The sequence below is a fragment of the Streptomyces sp. NPDC048295 genome, assembly GCF_040652135.1.
Classification (GTDB): domain Bacteria; phylum Actinomycetota; class Actinomycetes; order Streptomycetales; family Streptomycetaceae; genus Streptomyces.
In genome coordinates, this window is the sequence record NZ_JBEZLL010000030.1 from 51,569 (window position 1) to 71,551 (window position 19,983).

Sequence of the window (19,983 nt, forward strand, 5' to 3'; positions counted from 1 at the left end):
GAGACTTGTCCCCATCGTCGGGCGGACTCGGCGGGCGGGACAGTAGCTGACGTAGCGTCAGAAGTGTAGGGGTGTGTCCGCGCCGGGCTCGCCGCCGCCGTCCCGGGCCCGTCCGGCGGGACGGGGCACGGGGCGGGGCAGGATCGCGTACAGGGTGGCGGAGACCGTGATCGTGGCCGCCCAGCCCAGCCCGTGACGCCCGGTCCAGGTGGTGGCGAGCGGCCCGGCGAACCACCGCACCCCGGTGAAGAGCAGGCCCGTCGCCAGGCCCGCGGCCCACGCGGTCACGGCCGGCACGGCGAAGCCCCCGGTGTACCAGTAGGCACTGGCCGGTGTGGTGTCCAGGAGCGCCGCCGGATCGTAGGTGCGGCCGCGCAGCAGATCCACCGCGAAGACCCCGATCCATGCGGAGAACGTCACGGCGAGAAGGGTCAGGAAGGAGACGAAGGAATCCAGGAAACCCGCGGCCGTGAGCATCAGCGACGCCGCCAGGAACAGACTGATCGCGGCGTTCACGCCGACCGCCCAGGTGCGGGGGACCGAGAATCCCAGCGTCTGCGCGGTGAAACCGGCCGAATACATCGACATCGCGTTGATCAGCACCATGCCGGCCACGACGAACAGCAGATACGGCACCGAGAGCCAGTCGGGCAGCAGGGGACCGATGAACGCGACCGGGTCGCGGGTGACGGCCAGACCCGGTTCGGCGACCGCCATCACGGCGCCCATCAGCACCATCGGTACGTACACGATCCCGGCGCCGCCCACGATCGCCCCGGCCATCGCCCGGCCGGACGCGTCGCGCGGCAGATAGCGGGCGAAGTCGGGGCCCGACGGGGCCCAGCTGATACCGCCCGCCGCGAGGGTGCCCACCCCGGCGATCATCAGCGCAGGAGGCCCGGCGGGCCGGTCCAGCACGGACCGCCAGTCGGTCGCGCCGATGAGATGGACCAGCACCAGCACGCTGACGCCGCCGAAGAGATACGCCGACCAGGTGCAGCACACCCGCAGTGCTCCCGCGCCCAGCCCCGACAGCAGCCAGCTGCATCCCACGAAGGCGAGCAGGGTCACCAGGGTCGGACGGAGGCCGGCCGTGACGCCGAGGAGCAGATTCAGCACGGCGAGCACCGCGTAGGTGCCGGTGACCGCGTTCACGGTCTCCCAGCCCCAGCGGGCGACCCAGGTCAGCGCGCCGGGCAGCAGATTGCCGCGCTGTCCGAAGACGGCCCGGGACAGGGCCATGCCAGGTGCCCCGCCCCGGCTGCCCGCGACCGAGACCAGTCCGACCAGTCCGAATCCGATGACCGAGGCGAGGACGGCGACCGCCAGCACCTGCCAGAGATTCAGCCCGTTGAAGACGACGAGCCCGGCGCCGACGGTGAGGAGGAGCACGGTCAGGTTCGCACCGACCCAGGTGGGGAAGAGGGTCCGGACCCGGCCGGTGCGCTCGTTGTCGGGGACGGGCTCCAGGCCGCGGGTCTCCACGGGCAGGATCGTACCTTTACCGCCAAAGGGTGCATAACGCTCATAGGGATGCCCGAGGGATCCTTCGGGGCGGTCCCCTCGGGCGGACGTGACTGATACTGGGTGGGTTATGGAATTCGTCATCCTTGCTGTAGTCATCGCCCTGGTCGCGGTCGGCGTGATCAGCGGGCTCGTGGTCAGCAGCCGCAAGAAGAAGCAGCTGCCCCCGGCGCCGTCGAGCACGCCGACCATCACTCCTCCCGCCGAGCCCCATGTCGGCGAGGAAGCCGAGACGCCGCGCGAGGAACCGCGCCGCACCATCGAGGAGGCCGGCCCGCCCGAGGCCGAGGCTCCCGCCGAGGAGGCCCCCGAGGCCGTCGAGCCGGAGGCGGCCGCCGCCCCCGCCCTCGAAGTGCCCGAGCCCACCGCCGGCCGTCTGGTACGGCTGCGCGCCCGGCTCGCCCGCTCGCAGAACTCCCTCGGCAAGGGGCTGCTCACCCTCCTGTCCCGCGACAACCTCGACGAGGACACCTGGGAGGAGATCGAGGACACCCTCCTCACCGCCGACGTCGGTGTCGCGCCCACCCAGGAACTGGTGGAGCGGCTCCGCGAGCGCGTCCGCGTGCTCGGCACCCGTACCCCCGAAGGGCTGCGCGGGCTGCTGCGCGAGGAGCTCCTCACCCTGCTCGGCACCGACTTCGACCGCGCGGTCAAGACGGAGAGCGGTCTCGACACCCCCGGCGTCGTGATGGTCGTCGGCGTCAACGGCACCGGCAAGACCACCACCACCGGCAAGCTGGCCCGGGTGCTCGTCGCCGACGGCCGCAGCGTCGTGCTCGGCGCGGCCGACACCTTCCGGGCGGCTGCCGCCGACCAGCTCCAGACCTGGGGCGAGCGCGTCGGCGCCCGCACCGTGCGCGGCCCCGAGGGCGGCGACCCCGCGTCGATCGCCTTCGACGCGGTGAAGGAAGGCATCGCCGAGGGTGCCGACGTGGTCCTCATCGACACCGCCGGACGGCTGCACACCAAGACCGGGCTGATGGACGAGCTCGGCAAGGTCAAGCGGGTCGTCGAGAAGCACGGTCCGCTCGACGAGGTCCTGCTGGTCCTCGACGCCACGACCGGGCAGAACGGTCTGGTGCAGGCCCGGGTGTTCGCCGAGGTCGTGGACATCACCGGCATCGTGCTCACCAAGCTGGACGGCACCGCCAAGGGCGGCATCGTCGTCGCCGTCCAGCGCGAGCTGGGTGTGCCGGTGAAGCTGGTCGGACTCGGCGAGGGCCCGGACGACCTGGCCCCCTTCGAGCCGGAGGCGTTCGTGGACGCCCTGATCGGCGACTGACACTCCGCGCCGCACCCGAAGAGCCCGACCGCATGACACAAGCAGCGGTCGGGCTCTTCGGTGTTACGGGACGGGCTCCGGCTCCGGTGCCGACGCGCTCAGCCGCACAGCGGTGCGCGGTGGCAGCTGTACGCCAGCGTGCCGAGCAGCAGCCGGGCCTCCGGCGGCGCGGCCGCCGTGTCCAGCACCGGCGGGCGCAGCCAGCGGACCGGGCCCCGGCCGCCCTCGTCGGACGGCGGGGCGGTGATGTGGCAGCCGGGCCCCAGCGCCCGCAGGTCCAGCCCCGCGTCGTCCCAGCCCATCCGGTACAGCAACTGCGGGAGCTCGGCGGCGGCCCCCGGAGCGACGAAGAACTGCGCCCGCCCGGCCGGCGTCACCGCGACCGGGCCGAGCGGCAGACCCATCCGCTCCATCCGCACCAGCGCCCGGCGCCCTGCCGCCTCGGGGACATCGAGGACGTCGAAGGTGCGGCCCACCGGAAGCAGCATCGAGGCGCCCGGCACCCGGGCCCAGGTGCCGGCCGCGGCGTCGAGCGTGGCGCCCGCGGGGACCTCGGGAGCGAAGTCCAGCGGGTGGGCGCCGGGGGAGGGGCAGTCCGCCCGGCCGCACGAGCAGCGGCCGGCCGCGGCCCGCGCCCCCGGCGCGACGGCCCAGCCCCACAGTCCCGTGTACTCGGCCACTGCCGTGCACTCGGCCGCACGGCCGCGACGCCGTGAGCCGGTGCGCATCTCGCGGATGCCGCCGATCGTGAAGCCCATGCCCCCTCCAACGGGTCCGGCTTGCCGGTGGTTACGACGAGGGCTTGAGTCGTGACGCTCCGTCGTCGCAGTCGATCCGGAGTGCGCCGGTGACATTCGGGGTCATGCGCCATTGTTCGCGCGCCCCGTTTCGCGTCACCGCGCCCCCTGCTGATCTCCGTGTGTCAAGTGAATCGCGCCCGACGGAGGTGGCGTTCATTCGAAGGGGTGGCGAATGGTGGCGTTTCTGCAATCGCCCTCGCCCGACGGGTGATCGTAGGATTACCGTCGGTACACGAACCATGGAAGTATGTGCGCCCGTGGGTATGCCGGAGGCAACCCGATTTCCTGTTCGATGGTGCGCACCCGCCGCATGGGCGGCATCGGCTCAGGGCATTCTGGTAATGGTTCGCGCGACAGGTATTCAGCGGGATGGGGGCGTTCCAGTGAGTGGCAGCGGCGCAGGCGATTCGAATGCCGGCAAGCGCCCCAACGGGCAATTGAGCTCATGGTTCGTGCGGAGCGGCTGGTCGAAGGGCGAGCTCGCCCGCCAGGTGAACCGCCGGGCGCGGCAGATGGGTGCCCATCACATCAGCACCGACACCTCCCGGGTGCGGCGCTGGCTCGACGGCGAGCAGCCGCGCGAACCGATCCCGCGCATCCTCTCCGAGCTCTTCTCGGAGCGCTTCGGAGCCGTCGTCGCCGTGGAGGACCTCGGACTGCGCTCCGCGCACCAGTCGCCGTCCGTGTCCGGCGTCGACCTGCCCTGGGCCGGCCCGCAGACCGTCGCCCTGCTCAGCGAGTTCTCCCGCAGCGACCTCATGCTCGCCCGCCGGGGATTCCTCGGCTCCTCGCTCGCCCTGGCCGCCGGACCCGCGCTCATCGAGCCCATGCAGCGCTGGCTGGTGCCCGTCCCCACCGCCGGCCCCGGGGAACCGGAACCCGCGGCGGTGGCCCGCCGCCCCTCCCGGCTCTCCGGCCCCGAGCTCGATCTGCTGGAGTCCACCACCGCGATGTTCCGCCAGTGGGACGCGCAGTGCGGCGGCGGGCTGCGCCGCAAGGCCGTCGTCGGACAGCTCCACGAGGTCACCGACCTGCTCCAGGAGCCGCAGCCGGAGAGCACCGCCAAGCGGCTCTTCCGGTGCGCCGCCGAGCTGGCCGAGCTGGCGGGCTGGATGAGTTACGACGTCGGCCTCCAGCCCACCGCCCAGAAGTACTTCGTCCTCGCGCTCCACGCCGCCAAGGAGGCCGGTGACAAACCGCTGGGCTCGTACATCCTGTCCAGCATGAGCCGCCAGATGATCCACCTCGGACGGCCCGACGACGCCCTCGAACTGATCCATCTCGCGCAGTACGGCAGCCGGGACTGCGCCACCGCGCGCACCCAGGCCATGCTGTATGCGATGGAGGCCCGCGCGTACGCCAACATGGGCCAGCCCAGCAAGTGCAAGCGAGCCGTCCGGATGGCCGAGGACACCTTCCTCGACGTGGGGATCGACGGCGAGCCCGAGCCCGACTGGATCCGCTTCTTCTCGGAGGCCGAGCTCAACGGCGAGAATTCCCACTCCTTCCGCGACCTCGCCTATGTGGCGGGCCGCAGTCCCACGTACGCCACGCTCGCCGAGCCCCTGATGGAGAAGGCCGTCCAGCTCTTCGGCGAGGACGACGAGCACCAGCGGTCGTACGCGCTCAACCTGATCGGCCTCGCCACCGTCCACCTCCTCAAGCGCGAGCCCGAACAGTCCACGATCCTGGCCGAGCAGGCCCTGCGCGTCGCCAGGAGGGTCCGCTCCGAGCGCGTCAACACCCGGCTCCGCAAGACCGTCGACACCGCAGCCAGGGACTTCGGGGACATTGCCGAAGTCGCCAGGCTCACCGATCTCCTCACCGAGCAGCTGCCGGAGACCGCGGAAGCGATCTGAGCAGCCCCCGGGCCCCGGCCACGGCGACCACCCCGCACAGACCGACTTCGGCTCCCCCAACTGCCAGGTCAGCGGGTGGTCGGCGTGGCCGGTTCGCGTTGCCGTGCCCGTACGCAAGAGTCGTAACCGCACCGTATGCGGCCCCGGCCGCGGGGTGGGCCCGGCACCGGTCGCGCCACCGGCGGTTCATGGCGGCGTAACACACCCGACCTCTTCGTCACCGCCGTGAAACACCGTGCGGCATCGGCGGAAACCGCGCTGGGTGAATCTCGTGGCCATAACCGGCCCGCACCTTTTCCCAGTGGTCCCGCACGTGGTGCCGCTCCCAATCGCCCGCACGCGGCCGCACCGACGACGAGGAGACGCCGATGCCCCCAGGCATCACGACGCTTGCCGCAGACACCCCGACCCTGTCTGCCGCCAACACCGGGTTCATGCTCATCTGCTCCGCCCTGGTGATGCTCATGACCCCCGCCCTGGCCTTCTTCTACGGAGGCATGGTCCGCGTCAAGAGCACCCTCAACATGCTGATGATGAGCTTCATCAGCCTCGGGATCGTCACGGTCCTGTGGGTGCTCTACGGATTCAGCCTCGCCTTCGGCGCCGACATCGGCTCCGTCTTCGGCTGGAGCTCGGACTACCTCGGCCTCAGCGGGATCGGCGTCACCCAGCTCTGGGACGGTTACACCATCCCGGTCTACGTCTTCGCCGTCTTCCAGCTGATGTTCGCCGTGCTCACCCCGGCCCTGATCAGCGGCGCCCTCGCCGACCGGGTCAAGTTCACCTCCTGGGCCCTGTTCATCACGCTCTGGGTCACCGTCGTCTACTTCCCCGTCGCCCACTGGGTCTGGGGCGCGGGCGGCTGGCTGTACGAGATGGGGGTCATCGACTTCGCGGGCGGTACCGCCGTCCACATCAACGCCGGTGCGGCGGCGCTCGGCGTGATCCTCGTCATCGGCAAGCGCGTCGGCTTCAAGAAGGACCCGATGCGGCCGCACAGCCTGCCGCTCGTCATGCTCGGCGCCGGTCTGCTCTGGTTCGGCTGGTTCGGCTTCAACGCCGGCTCGTGGCTCGGCAACGACGACGGCGTCGGCGCGGTGATGTTCGTCAACACCCAGGTCGCCACCGCCGCCGCGATGCTCGCCTGGCTCGGCTACGAGAAGCTGCGCCACGGCTCCTTCACCACCCTCGGCGCGGCCTCCGGCGCGGTCGCGGGACTCGTCGCCATCACCCCGTCCGGCGGCGCGGTCAGCCCGCTCGGCGCCATCGCGGTCGGCGCGATCGCCGGTGTGCTCTGCGCCATGGCCGTCGGCCTGAAGTACCGGTTCGGCTACGACGACTCGCTGGACGTGGTCGGTGTCCACCTCGTCGGCGGCATCGCGGGCTCCCTCCTCGTCGGCCTCTTCGCCACCGGCGGCGTCCAGTCCGACGCCAAGGGCCTCTTCTACGGCGGCGGCCTCGAACAGCTCGGCAAGCAGGCCGTCGGCGTCTTCGCCGTGCTCGCGTACTCTCTGGTCGTCTCCGCGGCCCTGGCCTTCCTGCTGGACCGGACGGTCGGGATGCGGGTCCCCGAGGACGACGAGATCTCCGGCATCGACCAGGTCCAGCACGCCGAGACCGCGTACGACTTCAGCGGAGCGGGGGGCGGCGCGGCCGCGCGCACCACGAGCCCGGCCCCGGGCAGCACGGCAGCAGCGAAGACGAAGAAGGTGGACGCATGAAGCTCATCACCGCAGTCGTGAAGCCGCACCGGCTGGACGAGATCAAGGAGGCCCTCCAGTCCTTCGGCGTCCAGGGCCTCACGGTCACGGAAGCCAGCGGATACGGACGCCAGCGCGGCCACACCGAGGTCTACCGGGGCGCCGAGTACACCGTCGACCTCGTACCCAAGATCCGTATCGAGGTCCTGGTCGAGGACGAGGACTCCGAACAGCTCATCGACGTCGTCGTGAAGGCCGCCCGCACCGGCAAGATCGGTGACGGCAAGGTCTGGAGCGTGCCGGTCGACACCGCGGTCCGGGTACGGACCGGCGAACGCGGCCCGGACGCACTCTGACCGACGCTCCCGAGACGAAAGGCAGCCGGGTGACGAGCACCGGAACGACCACCGAGTCCGCGGACTCGCAACCCGGCGGCTACGCGGCGGCCCGGCTGCGCCTCCTCCAGGGGAAGGCGCGGTCCGGGCCGCCGCGCCGCGCCGCCCTCGCGTCGCTCACCGACGACTGGCTCACCGCGCTGTTCACCGCCGCCGCCGGACAGGCGGGTGTCCACGGTGCCGCCCTCGTCGCCGTCGGCGGGTACGGACGCGGCGAACTCTCCCCGCGCAGCGACCTCGACCTGCTGCTCCTGCACGACGGGAACGCCGACCCCGCGGCCGTCGCCGCCCTCGCCGACCGCGTCTGGTACCCGGTCTGGGACCTCGGCCTCGCCCTCGACCACTCCGTACGCACCCCCGCCGAGGCCCGCAGGACGGCCGGCGAGGACCTCAAGGTCCAGCTCGGACTGCTCGACGCCCGGCCCGTCGCCGGGGACCTCGGACTCGTCGCCACGATGCGCACCGCGATCCTCGCCGACTGGCGCAACCAGGCCCCCAAGCGCCTGCCCGCACTCCATGAGCTCTGCCGCGAACGCGCCGAACGCCAGGGCGAGTTGAGGTTCCTCCTCGAACCCGACCTCAAGGAGGCCCGCGGCGGACTGCGGGACGCCACCGCCCTGCGCGCCGTCGCCGCGTCCTGGGTCGCCGACGCCCCCCGCGAAGGGCTCGCCGAAGCCCGCCGCATCCTGCTCGACGCCCGCGACGCCCTCCACCTCACCACCGGCCGCGCCACCGACCGCCTCGCCCTCCAGGAACAGGACCAGGTCGCCGGCGAGCTCGGCCTGCTCGACGCCGACGCCCTGCTCCGCCAGGTCTACGAGGCCGCCCGCACCATCTCGTACGCCACCGACGTCACCTGGCGCGAGGTCGACCGCGTACTGCGCGCCCGGTCCGTGCGCCCCCGGCTGCGGGCCATGCTGGGAGGCGGGCGGGGGGCCGCGCCGGAACGCACCCCGCTCGCCGAGGGCGTCGTCGAGGCCGACGGCGAGGTGGTCCTCGCCCGCACCGCCCGCCCCGAACGCGACCCCGTGCTCGTGCTCCGCGCCGCCGCCGCGGCCGCCCAGGCCGAGCTCCCGCTCTCCCGCCACGTCGTACGCCGGCTCGCGACCGCCGCGCGCCCGCTCCCGGTGCCCTGGCCCGCCGAGGCCCGCGAGGAACTCGTCACCCTCCTCGGCGCGGGCGAGGCCACCGTCCCCGTCTGGGAGGCGCTCGAAGCCGAAGGACTGATCACCCGGCTGCTCCCGGACTGGGAACGCGTCCACTGCCGTCCCCAGCGCAACCCCGTCCACACCTGGACCGTCGACCGCCACCTCGTCGAAGCGGCCGTCCGCGCCTCCGCCCTCACCCGCCGTGTCCACCGCCCCGACCTCCTCCTCGTCGCGGCCCTCCTGCACGACATCGGCAAGGGCTGGCCCGGCGACCACTCCGCGGCCGGTGAGGTCATCGCCCGGGACATGGCCGCCCGGATCGGCTTCGACCAGCACGACGTGGGTGTCATCGCCACCCTCGTACGCCACCACCTGCTGCTCGTCGAGACTGCCACCCGGCGCGACCTCGACGACCCGGCGACCGTCCGCTCGGTCGCCGACGCGGTCCGGAGCACCACCACCCTGGAGCTCCTGCACGCGCTCACCGAGGCCGACGCCCTCGCCACGGGGCCCGCCGCCTGGTCGGCCTGGCGCGCCTCCCTGGTCGCCGACCTCGTGGGGCGGGTCGCCGCCGTGCTCGCCGGCCAGGCCCCGGAGGAACCGGAACCCGCCGCACCCGGCGCCGAACAGGAGCGCCTCGCCGTCGAGGCCCTGCGCACCGGCGGACCCGTACTCGCCCTGCACGCCCGGAGCGAGGCCCCGGACGAGGACGGCGAACCGGAACCCGTCGGCGTCGAACTCCGGATCGCCCTGCCCGACCGGCCCGGCGTGCTGCCCGCTGCGGCCGGCGTCCTCGCCCTGCACCGCCTCACCGTGCGCGCCGCCGACCTGCGCGCCGTGGAGCTCCCCACCGAGCTGGGCGAGAGCGCGGACCTGCTGCTGCTCAGCTGGCGGGTCGCCGCCGAGTACGGCTCACTGCCGCAGGCCGCCCGGCTCCGCGCCGACCTCGTGCGCGCCCTGGACGGCTCCCTGGACATCCGGGCCCGGCTCGCCGAACGCGAGGCCGCCTATCCGCGGCGCCGCGGGGTGAAGGCCCCGCCGCCGAGGGTGACCGTCGCGGCGGCCGGCTCCCGGCTGGCCACCGTGATCGAGGTACGGGCCCAGGACGCCCCGGGACTGCTGCACCGGATCGGCCGGGCGCTGGAGAACAGCGGGGTACGGGTGCGCAGCGCGCATGTGTCGACCCTGGGCGCGAACGCGGTGGACGCCTTCTACGTCACGGACACCGACGGGAAGCCGCTGCCCGAGGAGCGGGCGTTCGCCGTGGCGGACGCGGTGGAGGCCGCGCTGCGGGCCTGAGGCGTGCGGCCCGCGTCCGGGATTTCCCGGGCAGGGGCCATCGTTTCTTCCGAGCCGGATACCCTGGGGTACCGAATCCACTTTGCCCCCGACCCTGAGGACCGACGAGCGCCGTGTTCGATACTCTCTCCGACCGCCTTGCCGCGACTTTCAAGAACCTCAGGGGCAAGGGCCGCTTGTCCGAGGCGGACATCGACGCCACGGCTCGCGAGATCCGTATCGCCCTGCTCGAAGCGGATGTCGCGCTGCCCGTCGTCCGCGCCTTCATCGCCAACGTCAAGGAGCGGGCGCGCGGCGCCGAGGTCTCCCAGGCGCTGAACCCGGCCCAGCAGGTCGTCAAGATCGTCAACGAGGAGCTCGTCGGGATCCTCGGCGGCGAGACCCGGCGGCTGCGGTTCGCCAAGAACCCGCCCACCGTGATCATGCTCGCCGGTCTCCAGGGTGCGGGTAAGACCACCCTCGCCGGAAAGCTCGGCCTCTGGCTCAAGGGCCAGGGCCACTCCCCGCTGCTCGTCGCCTGTGACCTCCAGCGTCCCAACGCCGTCAACCAGCTCAGCGTCGTCGCCGACCGCGCCGGTGTCGCGGTGTACGCGCCCGAGCCGGGCAACGGGGTCGGTGACCCGGTCCAGGTCGCCAAGGACTCGATCGAGCACGCCCGTACCAAGCAGTTCGACGTCGTGATCGTCGACACCGCGGGCCGCCTCGGTATCGACCAGGAGCTGATGCAGCAGGCCGCGGACATCCGCGACGCCGTCAGCCCGGACGAGATCCTCTTCGTCGTCGACGCGATGATCGGCCAGGACGCGGTCAACACCGCCGAGGCCTTCCGCGACGGCGTCGGCTTCGACGGCGTGGTGCTCTCCAAGCTCGACGGCGACGCCCGTGGTGGTGCGGCCCTGTCGATCGCCCATGTCACGGGCAAGCAGGTCATGTTCGCGTCGAACGGTGAGAAGCTCGACGAGTTCGACGCCTTCCACCCCGACCGCATGGCGTCCCGCATCCTCGACATGGGTGACCTGCTCACCCTGATCGAGCAGGCGGAGAAGACCTTCAGCCAGGAAGAGGCCGCCAAAATGGCCTCCAAGCTGGCGTCCAGCAAGGGCAAGGACTTCACGCTCGACGACTTCCTGGCCCAGATGGAGCAGGTCAGGAAGATGGGCTCCATCTCCAAGCTGCTCGGCATGCTGCCCGGCATGGGGCAGATCAAGGACCAGATCAACAACATCGACGAGCGCGACGTGGACCGCACCGCCGCGATCATCAAGTCGATGACCCCGAAGGAGCGCGCCGAGCCGACGATCATCAACGGCTCGCGCCGGGCCCGCATCGCCAAGGGTTCCGGCGTCGAGGTCAGCGCGGTGAAGAACCTGGTGGAGCGTTTCTTCGAGGCCCGCAAGATGATGTCGAAGATGGCCCAGGGCGGCGGCATGCCGGGGATGCCCGGGATGCCGGGCATGGGCGGTGGCCCCGGCCGGCAGAAGAAGCAGGTCAAGCAGGCCAAGGGCAAGCGCAAGAGTGGCAACCCGATGAAGCGCAAGGCCGAGGAGCAGGCCGCGGCGGCCCGTCGCGAGCAGGCGGCGCAGGGCGGCGCGTTCGGCCTGCCGGCGCAGGACGACAAGAACTTCGAGCTGCCGGACGAGTTCAAGAAGTTCATGGGCTGAACCGGCCCGTTGCCCGACGGGCCATGACGGCCCGGTGATCTCCCCGAAGGGGGCGCCCGCTTTCCGGCGGGCGCCCCCTTCGGCGTACGTCCGCCGCGGCCACGGCTGTCGTACGCCGTCCCTCCAAGCGCCCATCCGGCAGACTCTGGGAGGGCTTTGCCCGCATTCCTCCCTTACTGTCGCTTCAACGGCTGTCGGCAGAGGAGCGCGCGTGACCAACCCCGTACCTCCCCGCGACCGGACCGATCAGCCCTGGCGCTCCGAGGGCGCCCCGCCGCCCCCGACACCCGGCCGGAAGATGCCGGGAGGCTGGGGCGGACTGCTGCTGACCGCGCTGGCCGTCTATCTGATCGCCAATCTGGTGCTCTCCTTCTTCAACGGGGAGGAGGAGCGGACGATCGCGTACACCGAGTTCAGCAAGCAGGTCACCTCGGGCAATGTCTCCAAGATCTACTCCAAGGGCGATGCCATCGAGGGGCAGCTCAAGAAGGAGGCGAAGGTCCCGGGGAGCGACGAGAAGTACACCAAGTTCGTCACCCAGCGGCCGGCCTTCGCGGACGACAACCTCTGGGCCGAACTGGTCAAGGACGACGTCACGGTCACCGCCGAGCCGGTCGTCCAGCAGCGCAGCTTCCTCGCCAACCTGCTGATCTCGCTCGCGCCCATGCTGCTCCTCGTCGTGCTCTGGGTGTTCATCGCCCGGCGGATGTCCAGGGGCATGGGCGGCGGGATGGGCGGCTTCGGGCGCAAGCCCCCGCCCAAGCCCGTCGAACTGGAGGGCGCCAAGCGCACCACCTTCAAGGACGTGGCCGGTATCGACGAGGTCGAGGGCGAGCTCAACGACGTCGTGGACTTCCTGAAGAACCCGCAGGCGTACCGGAGGATGGGCGCCCGGATGCCCGGCGGGGTGCTGCTGGCGGGACCGCCCGGCACCGGCAAGACCCTGCTGGCCAGGGCCGTCGCCGGGGAGGCCGGAGTGCCGTTCTTCTCGGCGTCGGCCTCCGAGTTCATCGAGATGATCGTCGGCGTCGGCGCGAGCCGGGTCCGGGAACTCTTCGCGGAGGCGCGCAAGGTCGCCCCCGCCATCGTCTTCATCGACGAGATCGACACCATCGGCCGGGCCCGGGGCGGCGGCTCCGGCATGGGCGGCCACGACGAGCGCGAACAGACGCTCAACCAGATCCTCACCGAGATGGACGGCTTCTCCGGTTCGGAGGGCGTCGTCGTGCTCGCCGCCACCAACCGCGCCGACGTGCTCGACCCCGCGCTCACCCGGCCCGGCCGCTTCGACCGGATCGTCCAGGTCAGCCCGCCGGACCGGAGCGGCCGGGAGGCGATCCTGGAGATCCACACCCGGCAGATCCCGCTGGCCGACGATGTGAATCTGGCCCAGGTGGCCGGTACGACCCCCGGGATGACCGGCGCGGATCTGGCCAACCTGGCCAACGAGGCCGCGCTCCTGGCGGTCAAGCGTCAGCAGTCCGAGGTCACCCAGCCCGACTTCTCGGACGCCCTGGAGAAGGTCCAGCTCGGCGCGGAACGCTCACTGGTCATGTCCGAGGAGGAACGCCGCCGGACCGCGTACCACGAGAGCGGCCACGCCCTGCTCGGCATGGTCCAGCCCGGCGCCGACCCGGTCCGCAAGGTCACCATCGTGCCGCGCGGCCGTGCCCTGGGCGTCACGCTCTCGACGCCGGACGCCGACAAGTACGCGTACACCGAGGAGTATCTGCGCGGCCGCATCGTCGGGGCGCTCGGCGGCATGGCGGCCGAACAGGTGGTCTTCGGCATGATCACCACCGGCGCCGAGAGCGATCTGGAACAGGTCACCAACCTGGCCCGCGGCATGGTCGGCCGCTGGGGCATGAGCCACAAGGTGGGCAGGCTGACGGCGATCCCGGGCGACGCCCAGCAGGCGTACGGACTCTCGGCGGCCCCCGCCACGCTCGACGCCGTGGACGGCGAGATGCGGCGGATCGTCGACGAGTGCTACGAGGTGGCCTGCCGGCTCCTGCGCGAGAACCGGGACCGGCTGGACTCGCTGTCCGCCGCGCTCCTGGCCAACGAGACCCTGGACGAGGCCCAGGCCTACCGGGCGGCCGGCATCACCCGCCTGTCCAAGTAGCGGACCCCGCGGTCGCTCAGGTGGTGCACACGAGATAGCGGAAGACGTTCGGCATCCAGATCGTGCCGTCCCGGCGCCGGTGCGGGTGAAGGGCCTGCTCGACCTCCTTCTCCACCCGGGCCCGGTCCGTCGCCAGCACCGCCGCGTCGAAGAGCCGGGTGGAGAGCAGCCCACGCACCGCGCTGTCCGTGTCCGCGTACCCGAACGGGCAGGCCACCCGGCCCGAGCCGTCGGGATTCAGGCCGGCCCGGAAGGCCAGCTCCTCCAGGTCGTCCCGGCCCGACGGCCGCCAGCCGCCGGTGCGCGGGGCCCGGTCCCGGTCGGAGAGCCGCCCCGCCACCCGCAGCACGGGCGCCGTCGCGCAGCGCTCCGGCGGACCCCAGCCGGTGAGCACCACGGTGCTGCCCCGGGCGGTCAGCGGCATCGCGGACCGCAGCGCGGCCACCAGCCCCTCGCCGTCGTCGCAGGAGCAGCCGATCGGGGTGAACGCGGTGATCAGGGTGTACGGCGTTCCGTCGGCCGGCCGGGCCATGGACGGATCACCCTCCAGCAGCCTCGGGTGCCCGGCCGGCGGCCCGGCATCGCTCCCGCCATCGGGCAGCAGCCGGGCCCGGGCGAGCGCCAGCCGTTCGGGATCGGTGTCCACTCCGGTGACGCGCGCCCCGCGGGCGGCCGCGATCAGCAGCGCGAGACCGGAGCCGCAGCCGAGGGAGAGCAGCCTGGTGCCGGCTCCCACTTCGAGCCGCTCGTACACCGCCTCGTACAGCGGTGCCAGCATCCGCTCCTGGATCTCGGCCCAGTCACGGGCACGGTCTGCGGGGTCCGTCCGGGTCGACGTCTCCGCGTGGCTGTGGTGCCGGACGAGCGTTGGTGTCATGGAAAGCGCCCCAATCCGCCGAAGGTCGGCCGAGTCCGGTCGGTAGTGCCCGAGTGGTTGCCCCCGTGCTGTCCGCCCCCGCTTCCCCCCGTATGTCAGAGAACTGCGCATCCGCCGCCGCGTCCAGGGGGCCGATGGCAATGGTTGCGTGGAGCGGTGCTGCGTCCGTGGGGAAGGCCCGTGGCCCCGGGGCCCGTCGCCCCGTGCGGCGGGCCGTGTCGCCGTACGATGCGCGCCATGGCAAAGCCACCCGTTCTCACGCCCCAGGCCGAGGACTTTCCCCGCTGGTACCAGGATCTGATCAACAAGGCAGAACTCGCGGACAACGGCCCGGTGCGCGGCACCATGGTCATCCGGCCGTACGGATACAGCCTGTGGGAGCGGATGCAGCAGGAGATGGATGCCCGGATCAAGAAGGCCGGCGCCCGCAACGCCTACTTCCCGCTCTTCATCCCCCAGTCTTACCTGACACGCGAGGCCGAGCACGTCGAGGGCTTCGCGCCGGAACTCGCGACGGTCACCCACGCCGGCGGGAAAGAGCTCGAAGAGCCCGTGGTGGTGCGGCCGACCTCCGAAACGATCATCAACGAATACTTCTCGAAGTGGGTGCAGAGCTACCGCGATCTGCCGCTCCTGATCAACCAGTGGGCGAACGTCGTGCGCTGGGAGATGCGCCCGCGGGTCTTCCTCCGTACGACGGAATTCCTCTGGCAGGAGGGCCACACCGCCCATGCCACCGACGAGGAGGCCCGGGAGTTCGCCGCGTACATCCACCGCGAGGTGTACGCCGACTTCATGGTCAATGTGCTCGGTATCGACGTGGTCCTCGGCCGCAAGACCCCGGCCGAGCGGTTCGCCGGGGCCGTCAACACGCTCACGCTCGAAGCGATGATGCGGGACGGCAAGGCCCTGCAGATGGGTACGAGCCACGAGCTCGGCACCAACTTCGCCAGGGCCTTCCACACCAGCTACCTCTCCAGGGAGGGCAGGCAGGAACTGGTCCGGCAGACCTCGTGGGGCTCCTCGACCCGGATGGTCGGCGGGCTGATCATGGCCCACGGCGACGACCACGGGCTCCGGGTTCCGCCGAGGCTCGCGCCCGTCCAGGCCGTCGTGCTCGCGGTCAAGGAGGACGAGGCCGTGCTGGGCGCGGTCCGGTCCCTCGCGGGGCGGCTGCGCGCGGCGGGGATCAGGACCGAGGTCGACGACCGCACCGACACCCCGTTCGGCCGCCGTGCGGTCGACTGGGAGCTGAAGGGCGTGCCGGTGCGGATCGAGATCGGCCCGCGCGACCTGGCGGACGGCACCGCGATGCTGGCCCGGCGCGTTCCCGGCGGGAAGGAGCCGGTACCGGCCGAGGCCCTGCCCGCGCTGCTCCCGGCGGTCCTGGAGGAGGATCAGGCGGCGCTGCTGCGGGAGTCCCGGAGCCGGCGCGAGTCGGCCACCAGCGAGGCCGCGACCGTGGAGGAGGCCGTGGAGGCGGCGGTCGCGGGCGGCTGGGCCCGGATCGCCTGGTCGTCGCTCGGCCCGGCGGGGGAGGCCCGGCTCGCGGAACACGGGGTGTCCGTACGGTGCCTGGTCGCCGGGGACGGGTCGGTGCCCGACTCGGACGACGCGCCCGGTACTGTCGCCCTGGTGGCACGCGCCTACTGACGCCCCGCCCCGCCGCCCGGCGCCTCCGCCGCCCCGGCGTACGGTGGCCGCCTACGCGCCCGGCGTACGCGTCGCTACGTACCACCTTGGTGCGAGCTGTGAGGCTTCTCCGCAGTTCTGCGCACCCGCCCTCGTCGGGACGCATCAAGGGCAACTGACTGGTACGTGCAAATTATTTGGGATGGCCCGGAATCGGAACACCGGGGCACTCGTGCTCGTTGTCACGACGTGAGCACGACACCACCTGTACTTGCCGCAGAGCTGGCGCAGGCGTGGGCCGACATTCAGCGGTACCACCCCGAGCTGCCGGATCTTGCCGCGCCCGAGTCCCTGATCGGAGAGTCCTCGTCCGCCTGCGGCGCCGAGCTCTCCTTCGAGCGACTGCTGCACGAGGCAGTCCACGGCATCGCCGCCGCGCGAGGCGTCCGCGACACGTCGCGCGCCGGCCGCTACCACAACCGCAGATTCCTCGCGATCGCCGAGGAGCTGGGCCTCGACCATGCCGAGGAGCCCCACCCCAGCAGCGGCTTCTCGCTCGTCACCCTCAACCCCGAGGCCAAGCGCCGCTACCGCCCGACGATCGAGCGGCTGCAGCGTGCCCTCAAGGCGCACACCGTCGCCACCGCCGCCGACACCAAGCGTTCCTTCCGCGGGCCGGCCGCCCGGCACGGCTCCTCCGGCGGAGGCGTCCGCGTCAAGGCCGTCTGCGACTGCGGACGCAATGTGCGGGTCGTCCCGTCGGTCCTGGCGCAGGCGCCGATCGTCTGCGGAGGCTGTGGAAAGCCCTTCCGGATCCCGGAAGCCGCAGTCGCGGTGGGGTGACCCGACGCGGTGTGGCACAATGGCTAGCTGTACTCGACAGTCGCACAGGACCCCTCTCTCCTCCGGCTGACGCGTCCATCGGGCACCCGAGTACCGCAACCCCACGTGGCATCTTCGTTGTGCCCAACCACGTCATAGACCAGGAGACACCACTTCCGTGGCAGTCAAGATCAAGCTGAAGCGTCTGGGCAAGATCCGTTCGCCTCACTACCGCATCGTCGTCGCCGACTCCCGTACCCGCCGTGACGGCCGGGCCATCGAGGAGATCGGCCTGTACCACCCGGTGCAGAACCCCTCGCGCATCGAGGTCAACTCGGAGCGTGCGCAGTACTGGCTGTCTGTCGGCGCCCAGCCGACCGAGCCGGTTCTCGCGATCCTGAAGCTCACCGGTGACTGGCAGGCCCACAAGGGTCTTCCGGCCCCCGCGCCGCTGCTGCAGCCGGAGCCCAAGGCCGACAAGCGCGCCCTGTTCGAGGCTCTGACCAAGGACGGCGGCGACGAGTCCAAGGGCGAGGCCATCACGCAGAAGGCGAAGAAGGCCGACAAGAAGGCGGACGAGGCTGCTGACGCGGCTGCGCCCGCCGAGTCGACCGAGGCCTGAGCATGCTCGAGGAGGCTCTCGAGCACCTCGTGAAGGGCATCGTCGACAACCCTGACGATGTGCAGGTCGCCTCGCGCAACCTGCGCCGTGGTCGCGTGCTCGAGGTCCGGGTCCACCCGGACGACCTCGGCAAGGTGATCGGCCGCAACGGCCGCACCGCACGCGCGCTGCGTACCGTCGTGGGCGCCATCGGCGGCCGTGGCATCCGCGTCGACCTCGTCGATGTGGATCAGGTTCGCTGAAAGAGTTGAACACCGGCACGGGCCGGGGAGGGCCTTGCGCCCACCCCGGCCCGTCGTCGTACGACAGGAGAGACACAAGGTGCAGTTGGTAGTCGCGCGGATCGGCCGTGCCCATGGCATCAAGGGCGAGGTCACCGTCGAGGTCCGTACGGACGAGCCGGAGCTGCGGCTCGGGCCCGGGGCCGTGCTCGCCACCGAACCGGCGGGCGCCGGACCGCTGACGATCGAGACCGGCCGGGTGCACAGCGGACGGCTGCTGCTGCGCTTCGAGGGCGTACGCGACCGTACGGCTGCCGAGGCCCTGCGCAACACGCTCCTGATCGCCGAGGTCGACCCGGCGGAACTCCCCGAGGATCCCGAGGAGTTCTACGACCATCAGCTCATGGACCTCGACGTGGTCCTCGCCGACGGCACCGAGGTCGGCCGGATCACGGAGATCACGCACCTGCCGTCCCAGGACCTCTTCATCGTCGAGCGGCCGGACGGCAGCGAGGTGATGATCCCGTTCGTCGAGGAGATCGTCAGCGAGATCGATCTGGCCGAGCAGCGTGCGGTGATCACCCCGCCGCCCGGCCTGATCGACGCGAGCCAGGCCGTGATCGCCTCCGCGCGGGACGAAGAGGGCGACGACGAGGCTCCCGCGGCCGGGAAGGACGCCTGATGCGCCTCGATGTCGTCACGATCTTCCCCGAGTACCTGGAACCGCTGAACGTCTCCCTGGTCGGCAAGGCCCGCGCACGCGGGCGTCTGGACGTCCATGTGCACGACCTGCGCGACTGGACGTACGACCGGCACAACACCGTCGACGACACCCCGTACGGCGGCGGTCCCGGCATGGTCATGAAGACCGAGCCGTGGGGCGAGGCGCTGGACGACGCCCTGGCCGGCGGGTACGAGGCCGGGGCGCACTCCCCGGTGCTCGTGGTGCCCACGCCGAGCGGCCGCCCGTTCACCCAGGAGCTCGCCGTCGAGCTCTCCGAGCGGCCGTGGCTGATCTTCACGCCGGCCCGCTACGAGGGCATCGACCGGCGGGTGATGGACGAGTACGCCACCCGGATGCCGGTGATCGAGGTGTCCATCGGCGACTATGTGCTGGCCGGCGGGGAAGCCGCGGTACTGGTGATCACGGAGGCGGTCGCCCGGCTGCTGCCCGGGGTGCTCGGCAACGCCGAATCGCACCGGGACGACTCCTTCGCCCCGGGCGCGATGGCCAATCTGCTGGAGGGGCCCGTCTACACCAAGCCGCCCGAGTGGCGCGGCCGGGAGATCCCCGAGGTGCTGCTCAGCGGTCACCACGGGCGGATCGCCCGCTGGCGCCGGGACGAGGCGTTCCGTCGTACCGCCCTCAACCGGCCCGATCTGATCGAGCGCTGCGAGGCCGCGGGGTTCGACAAGAAGGACCGCGAGATGCTGTCCATCCTCGGCTGGGCGCCCGAGCCCGGTGGCCGATTTTGGCGCAGGCCCGAGGCCGTGGAACAATAGGCCGCTGCTGTACGTCCGGCGTGCGCCCCTGCCACAGGGGGAACGACGCCCGCCCGACGCGATCAGCACCCCCATTTCTCACTATCTCCCGTCGATGACCTGTGGCATCGGCGAAGAAAGCAGACAACATGGCTTCCCTGCTCGATGGCGTCAACGCCGCATCGCTGCGCACCGACATCCCGTCGTTCCGCCCCGGTGACACCGTCAACGTCCACGTCCGAGTGATCGAGGGCAACCGCTCCCGTATCCAGCAGTTCAAGGGCGTAGTCATCCGTCGCCAGGGTTCGGGCGTCAGCGAGACCTTCACGGTCCGCAAGGTCTCCTTCAGCGTCGGCGTCGAGCGCACCTTCCCGGTGCACAGCCCGATCTTCGAGAAGATCGAGCTCGTCACCCGCGGTGACGTCCGTCGCGCCAAGCTGTACTACCTCCGTGAGCTGCGCGGCAAGGCCGCGAAGATCAAGGAGAAGCGCGACAACTGAGCTGACTCCCAGGTCCACAGGACGGCCGGATAGG

At 71.6% G+C, this 19,983-nt stretch carries 17 protein-coding genes; 14 read left to right on the forward strand and 3 right to left on the reverse strand.

Annotated elements, in window-relative coordinates; genetic code table 11:
* Window positions 1-57: 57 nt before the first annotated feature.
* Window positions 58-1,485 (reverse strand): cytosine permease, encoded by a 1,428-nt coding sequence (locus AB0D53_RS33815; RefSeq protein ID WP_362453055.1) that lies wholly within the window; start codon window positions 1,483-1,485, stop codon window positions 58-60.
* Window positions 1,486-1,594: 109 nt separating this feature from the next.
* Here AB0D53_RS33815 and ftsY point away from each other — a divergent pair, with 109 nt between their 5' ends.
* Entirely contained in the window at window positions 1,595-2,806 is a 1,212-nt protein-coding gene (gene ftsY, locus AB0D53_RS33820) for a signal recognition particle-docking protein FtsY (protein WP_362453056.1), read from the forward strand.
* A 98-nt stretch (window positions 2,807-2,904) separates the two neighbouring features.
* Here ftsY and AB0D53_RS33825 read toward each other — a convergent pair whose 3' ends face one another.
* Window positions 2,905-3,564 (reverse strand): bifunctional DNA primase/polymerase, encoded by a 660-nt coding sequence (locus AB0D53_RS33825; RefSeq protein WP_362453057.1) that lies wholly within the window; start codon window positions 3,562-3,564, stop codon window positions 2,905-2,907.
* A 425-nt stretch (window positions 3,565-3,989) separates the two neighbouring features.
* On the opposite strand from AB0D53_RS33825, the gene AB0D53_RS33830 reads away from it, so the two are divergent.
* The 6 genes from AB0D53_RS33830 to ftsH all read left to right on the forward strand — a co-directional run bounded on the left by AB0D53_RS33830 (window position 3,990) and on the right by ftsH (window position 13,793).
* On the forward strand, window positions 3,990-5,465 hold the full coding sequence (locus AB0D53_RS33830; protein ID WP_362453059.1) for a hypothetical protein: 1,476 nt from the start codon (window positions 3,990-3,992) through the stop codon (window positions 5,463-5,465).
* 368 nt (window positions 5,466-5,833) lie between these two features.
* The gene (locus AB0D53_RS33835) at window positions 5,834-7,186 is read left to right on the forward strand and encodes an ammonium transporter (RefSeq protein WP_362453061.1); all 1,353 of its coding nucleotides are present in this window, start codon (window positions 5,834-5,836) and stop codon (window positions 7,184-7,186) included.
* On the forward strand, window positions 7,183-7,521 hold the full coding sequence (locus AB0D53_RS33840; protein ID WP_362453062.1) for a P-II family nitrogen regulator: 339 nt from the start codon (window positions 7,183-7,185) through the stop codon (window positions 7,519-7,521). Before AB0D53_RS33835 ends, AB0D53_RS33840 begins: the two co-directional genes overlap by 4 nt.
* Window positions 7,522-7,550: 29 nt before the next feature.
* Window positions 7,551-10,007 carry a [protein-PII] uridylyltransferase gene (locus AB0D53_RS33845; protein WP_362453063.1) on the forward strand — a complete coding sequence of 819 codons (2,457 nt, stop codon included), beginning with the start codon at window positions 7,551-7,553 and terminating at the stop codon, window positions 10,005-10,007.
* Between the two features lie 113 nt (window positions 10,008-10,120).
* Window positions 10,121-11,668, forward strand: coding sequence for a signal recognition particle protein (gene ffh, locus AB0D53_RS33850; protein WP_329815066.1), 1,548 nt, complete (start codon window positions 10,121-10,123; stop codon window positions 11,666-11,668).
* 211 nt (window positions 11,669-11,879) lie between these two features.
* Window positions 11,880-13,793 carry an ATP-dependent zinc metalloprotease FtsH gene (gene ftsH, locus AB0D53_RS33855; RefSeq protein ID WP_362453064.1) on the forward strand — a complete coding sequence of 638 codons (1,914 nt, stop codon included), beginning with the start codon at window positions 11,880-11,882 and terminating at the stop codon, window positions 13,791-13,793.
* A 16-nt stretch (window positions 13,794-13,809) separates the two neighbouring features.
* Here the strand turns inward: ftsH and AB0D53_RS33860 are convergent, their stop codons facing one another.
* On the reverse strand, window positions 13,810-14,670 hold the full coding sequence (locus AB0D53_RS33860) for a methyltransferase domain-containing protein (protein WP_362453065.1): 861 nt from the start codon (window positions 14,668-14,670) through the stop codon (window positions 13,810-13,812).
* Window positions 14,671-14,907: 237 nt separating this feature from the next.
* Here AB0D53_RS33860 and proS point away from each other — a divergent pair, with 237 nt between their 5' ends.
* The 7 genes from proS to rplS all read left to right on the forward strand — a co-directional run bounded on the left by proS (window position 14,908) and on the right by rplS (window position 19,949).
* Window positions 14,908-16,323 carry a proline--tRNA ligase gene (gene proS, locus AB0D53_RS33865; RefSeq protein WP_362453066.1) on the forward strand — a complete coding sequence of 472 codons (1,416 nt, stop codon included), beginning with the start codon at window positions 14,908-14,910 and terminating at the stop codon, window positions 16,321-16,323.
* A 228-nt stretch (window positions 16,324-16,551) separates the two neighbouring features.
* Window positions 16,552-17,145, forward strand: coding sequence for a hypothetical protein (locus AB0D53_RS33870; RefSeq protein ID WP_030928573.1), 594 nt, complete (start codon window positions 16,552-16,554; stop codon window positions 17,143-17,145).
* Between the two features lie 157 nt (window positions 17,146-17,302).
* Window positions 17,303-17,746: a 30S ribosomal protein S16 gene (rpsP, locus tag AB0D53_RS33875; protein ID WP_093545055.1), complete on the forward strand. Its 444-nt coding sequence runs from the start codon at window positions 17,303-17,305 to the stop codon at window positions 17,744-17,746.
* Window positions 17,747-17,748: 2 nt separating this feature from the next.
* Window positions 17,749-17,988, forward strand: coding sequence for an RNA-binding protein (locus AB0D53_RS33880; RefSeq protein WP_005311361.1), 240 nt, complete (start codon window positions 17,749-17,751; stop codon window positions 17,986-17,988).
* 79 nt (window positions 17,989-18,067) lie between these two features.
* Window positions 18,068-18,649 (forward strand): ribosome maturation factor RimM, encoded by a 582-nt coding sequence (rimM, locus tag AB0D53_RS33885; RefSeq protein WP_362453067.1) that lies wholly within the window; start codon window positions 18,068-18,070, stop codon window positions 18,647-18,649.
* Window positions 18,649-19,470, forward strand: coding sequence for a tRNA (guanosine(37)-N1)-methyltransferase TrmD (trmD, locus tag AB0D53_RS33890; protein WP_329815061.1), 822 nt, complete (start codon window positions 18,649-18,651; stop codon window positions 19,468-19,470). Before rimM ends, trmD begins: the two co-directional genes overlap by 1 nt.
* Window positions 19,471-19,598: 128 nt before the next feature.
* Window positions 19,599-19,949, forward strand: coding sequence for a 50S ribosomal protein L19 (gene rplS, locus AB0D53_RS33895; RefSeq protein ID WP_329815060.1), 351 nt, complete (start codon window positions 19,599-19,601; stop codon window positions 19,947-19,949).
* The last annotated feature ends 34 nt before the right edge of the window (window positions 19,950-19,983 follow it).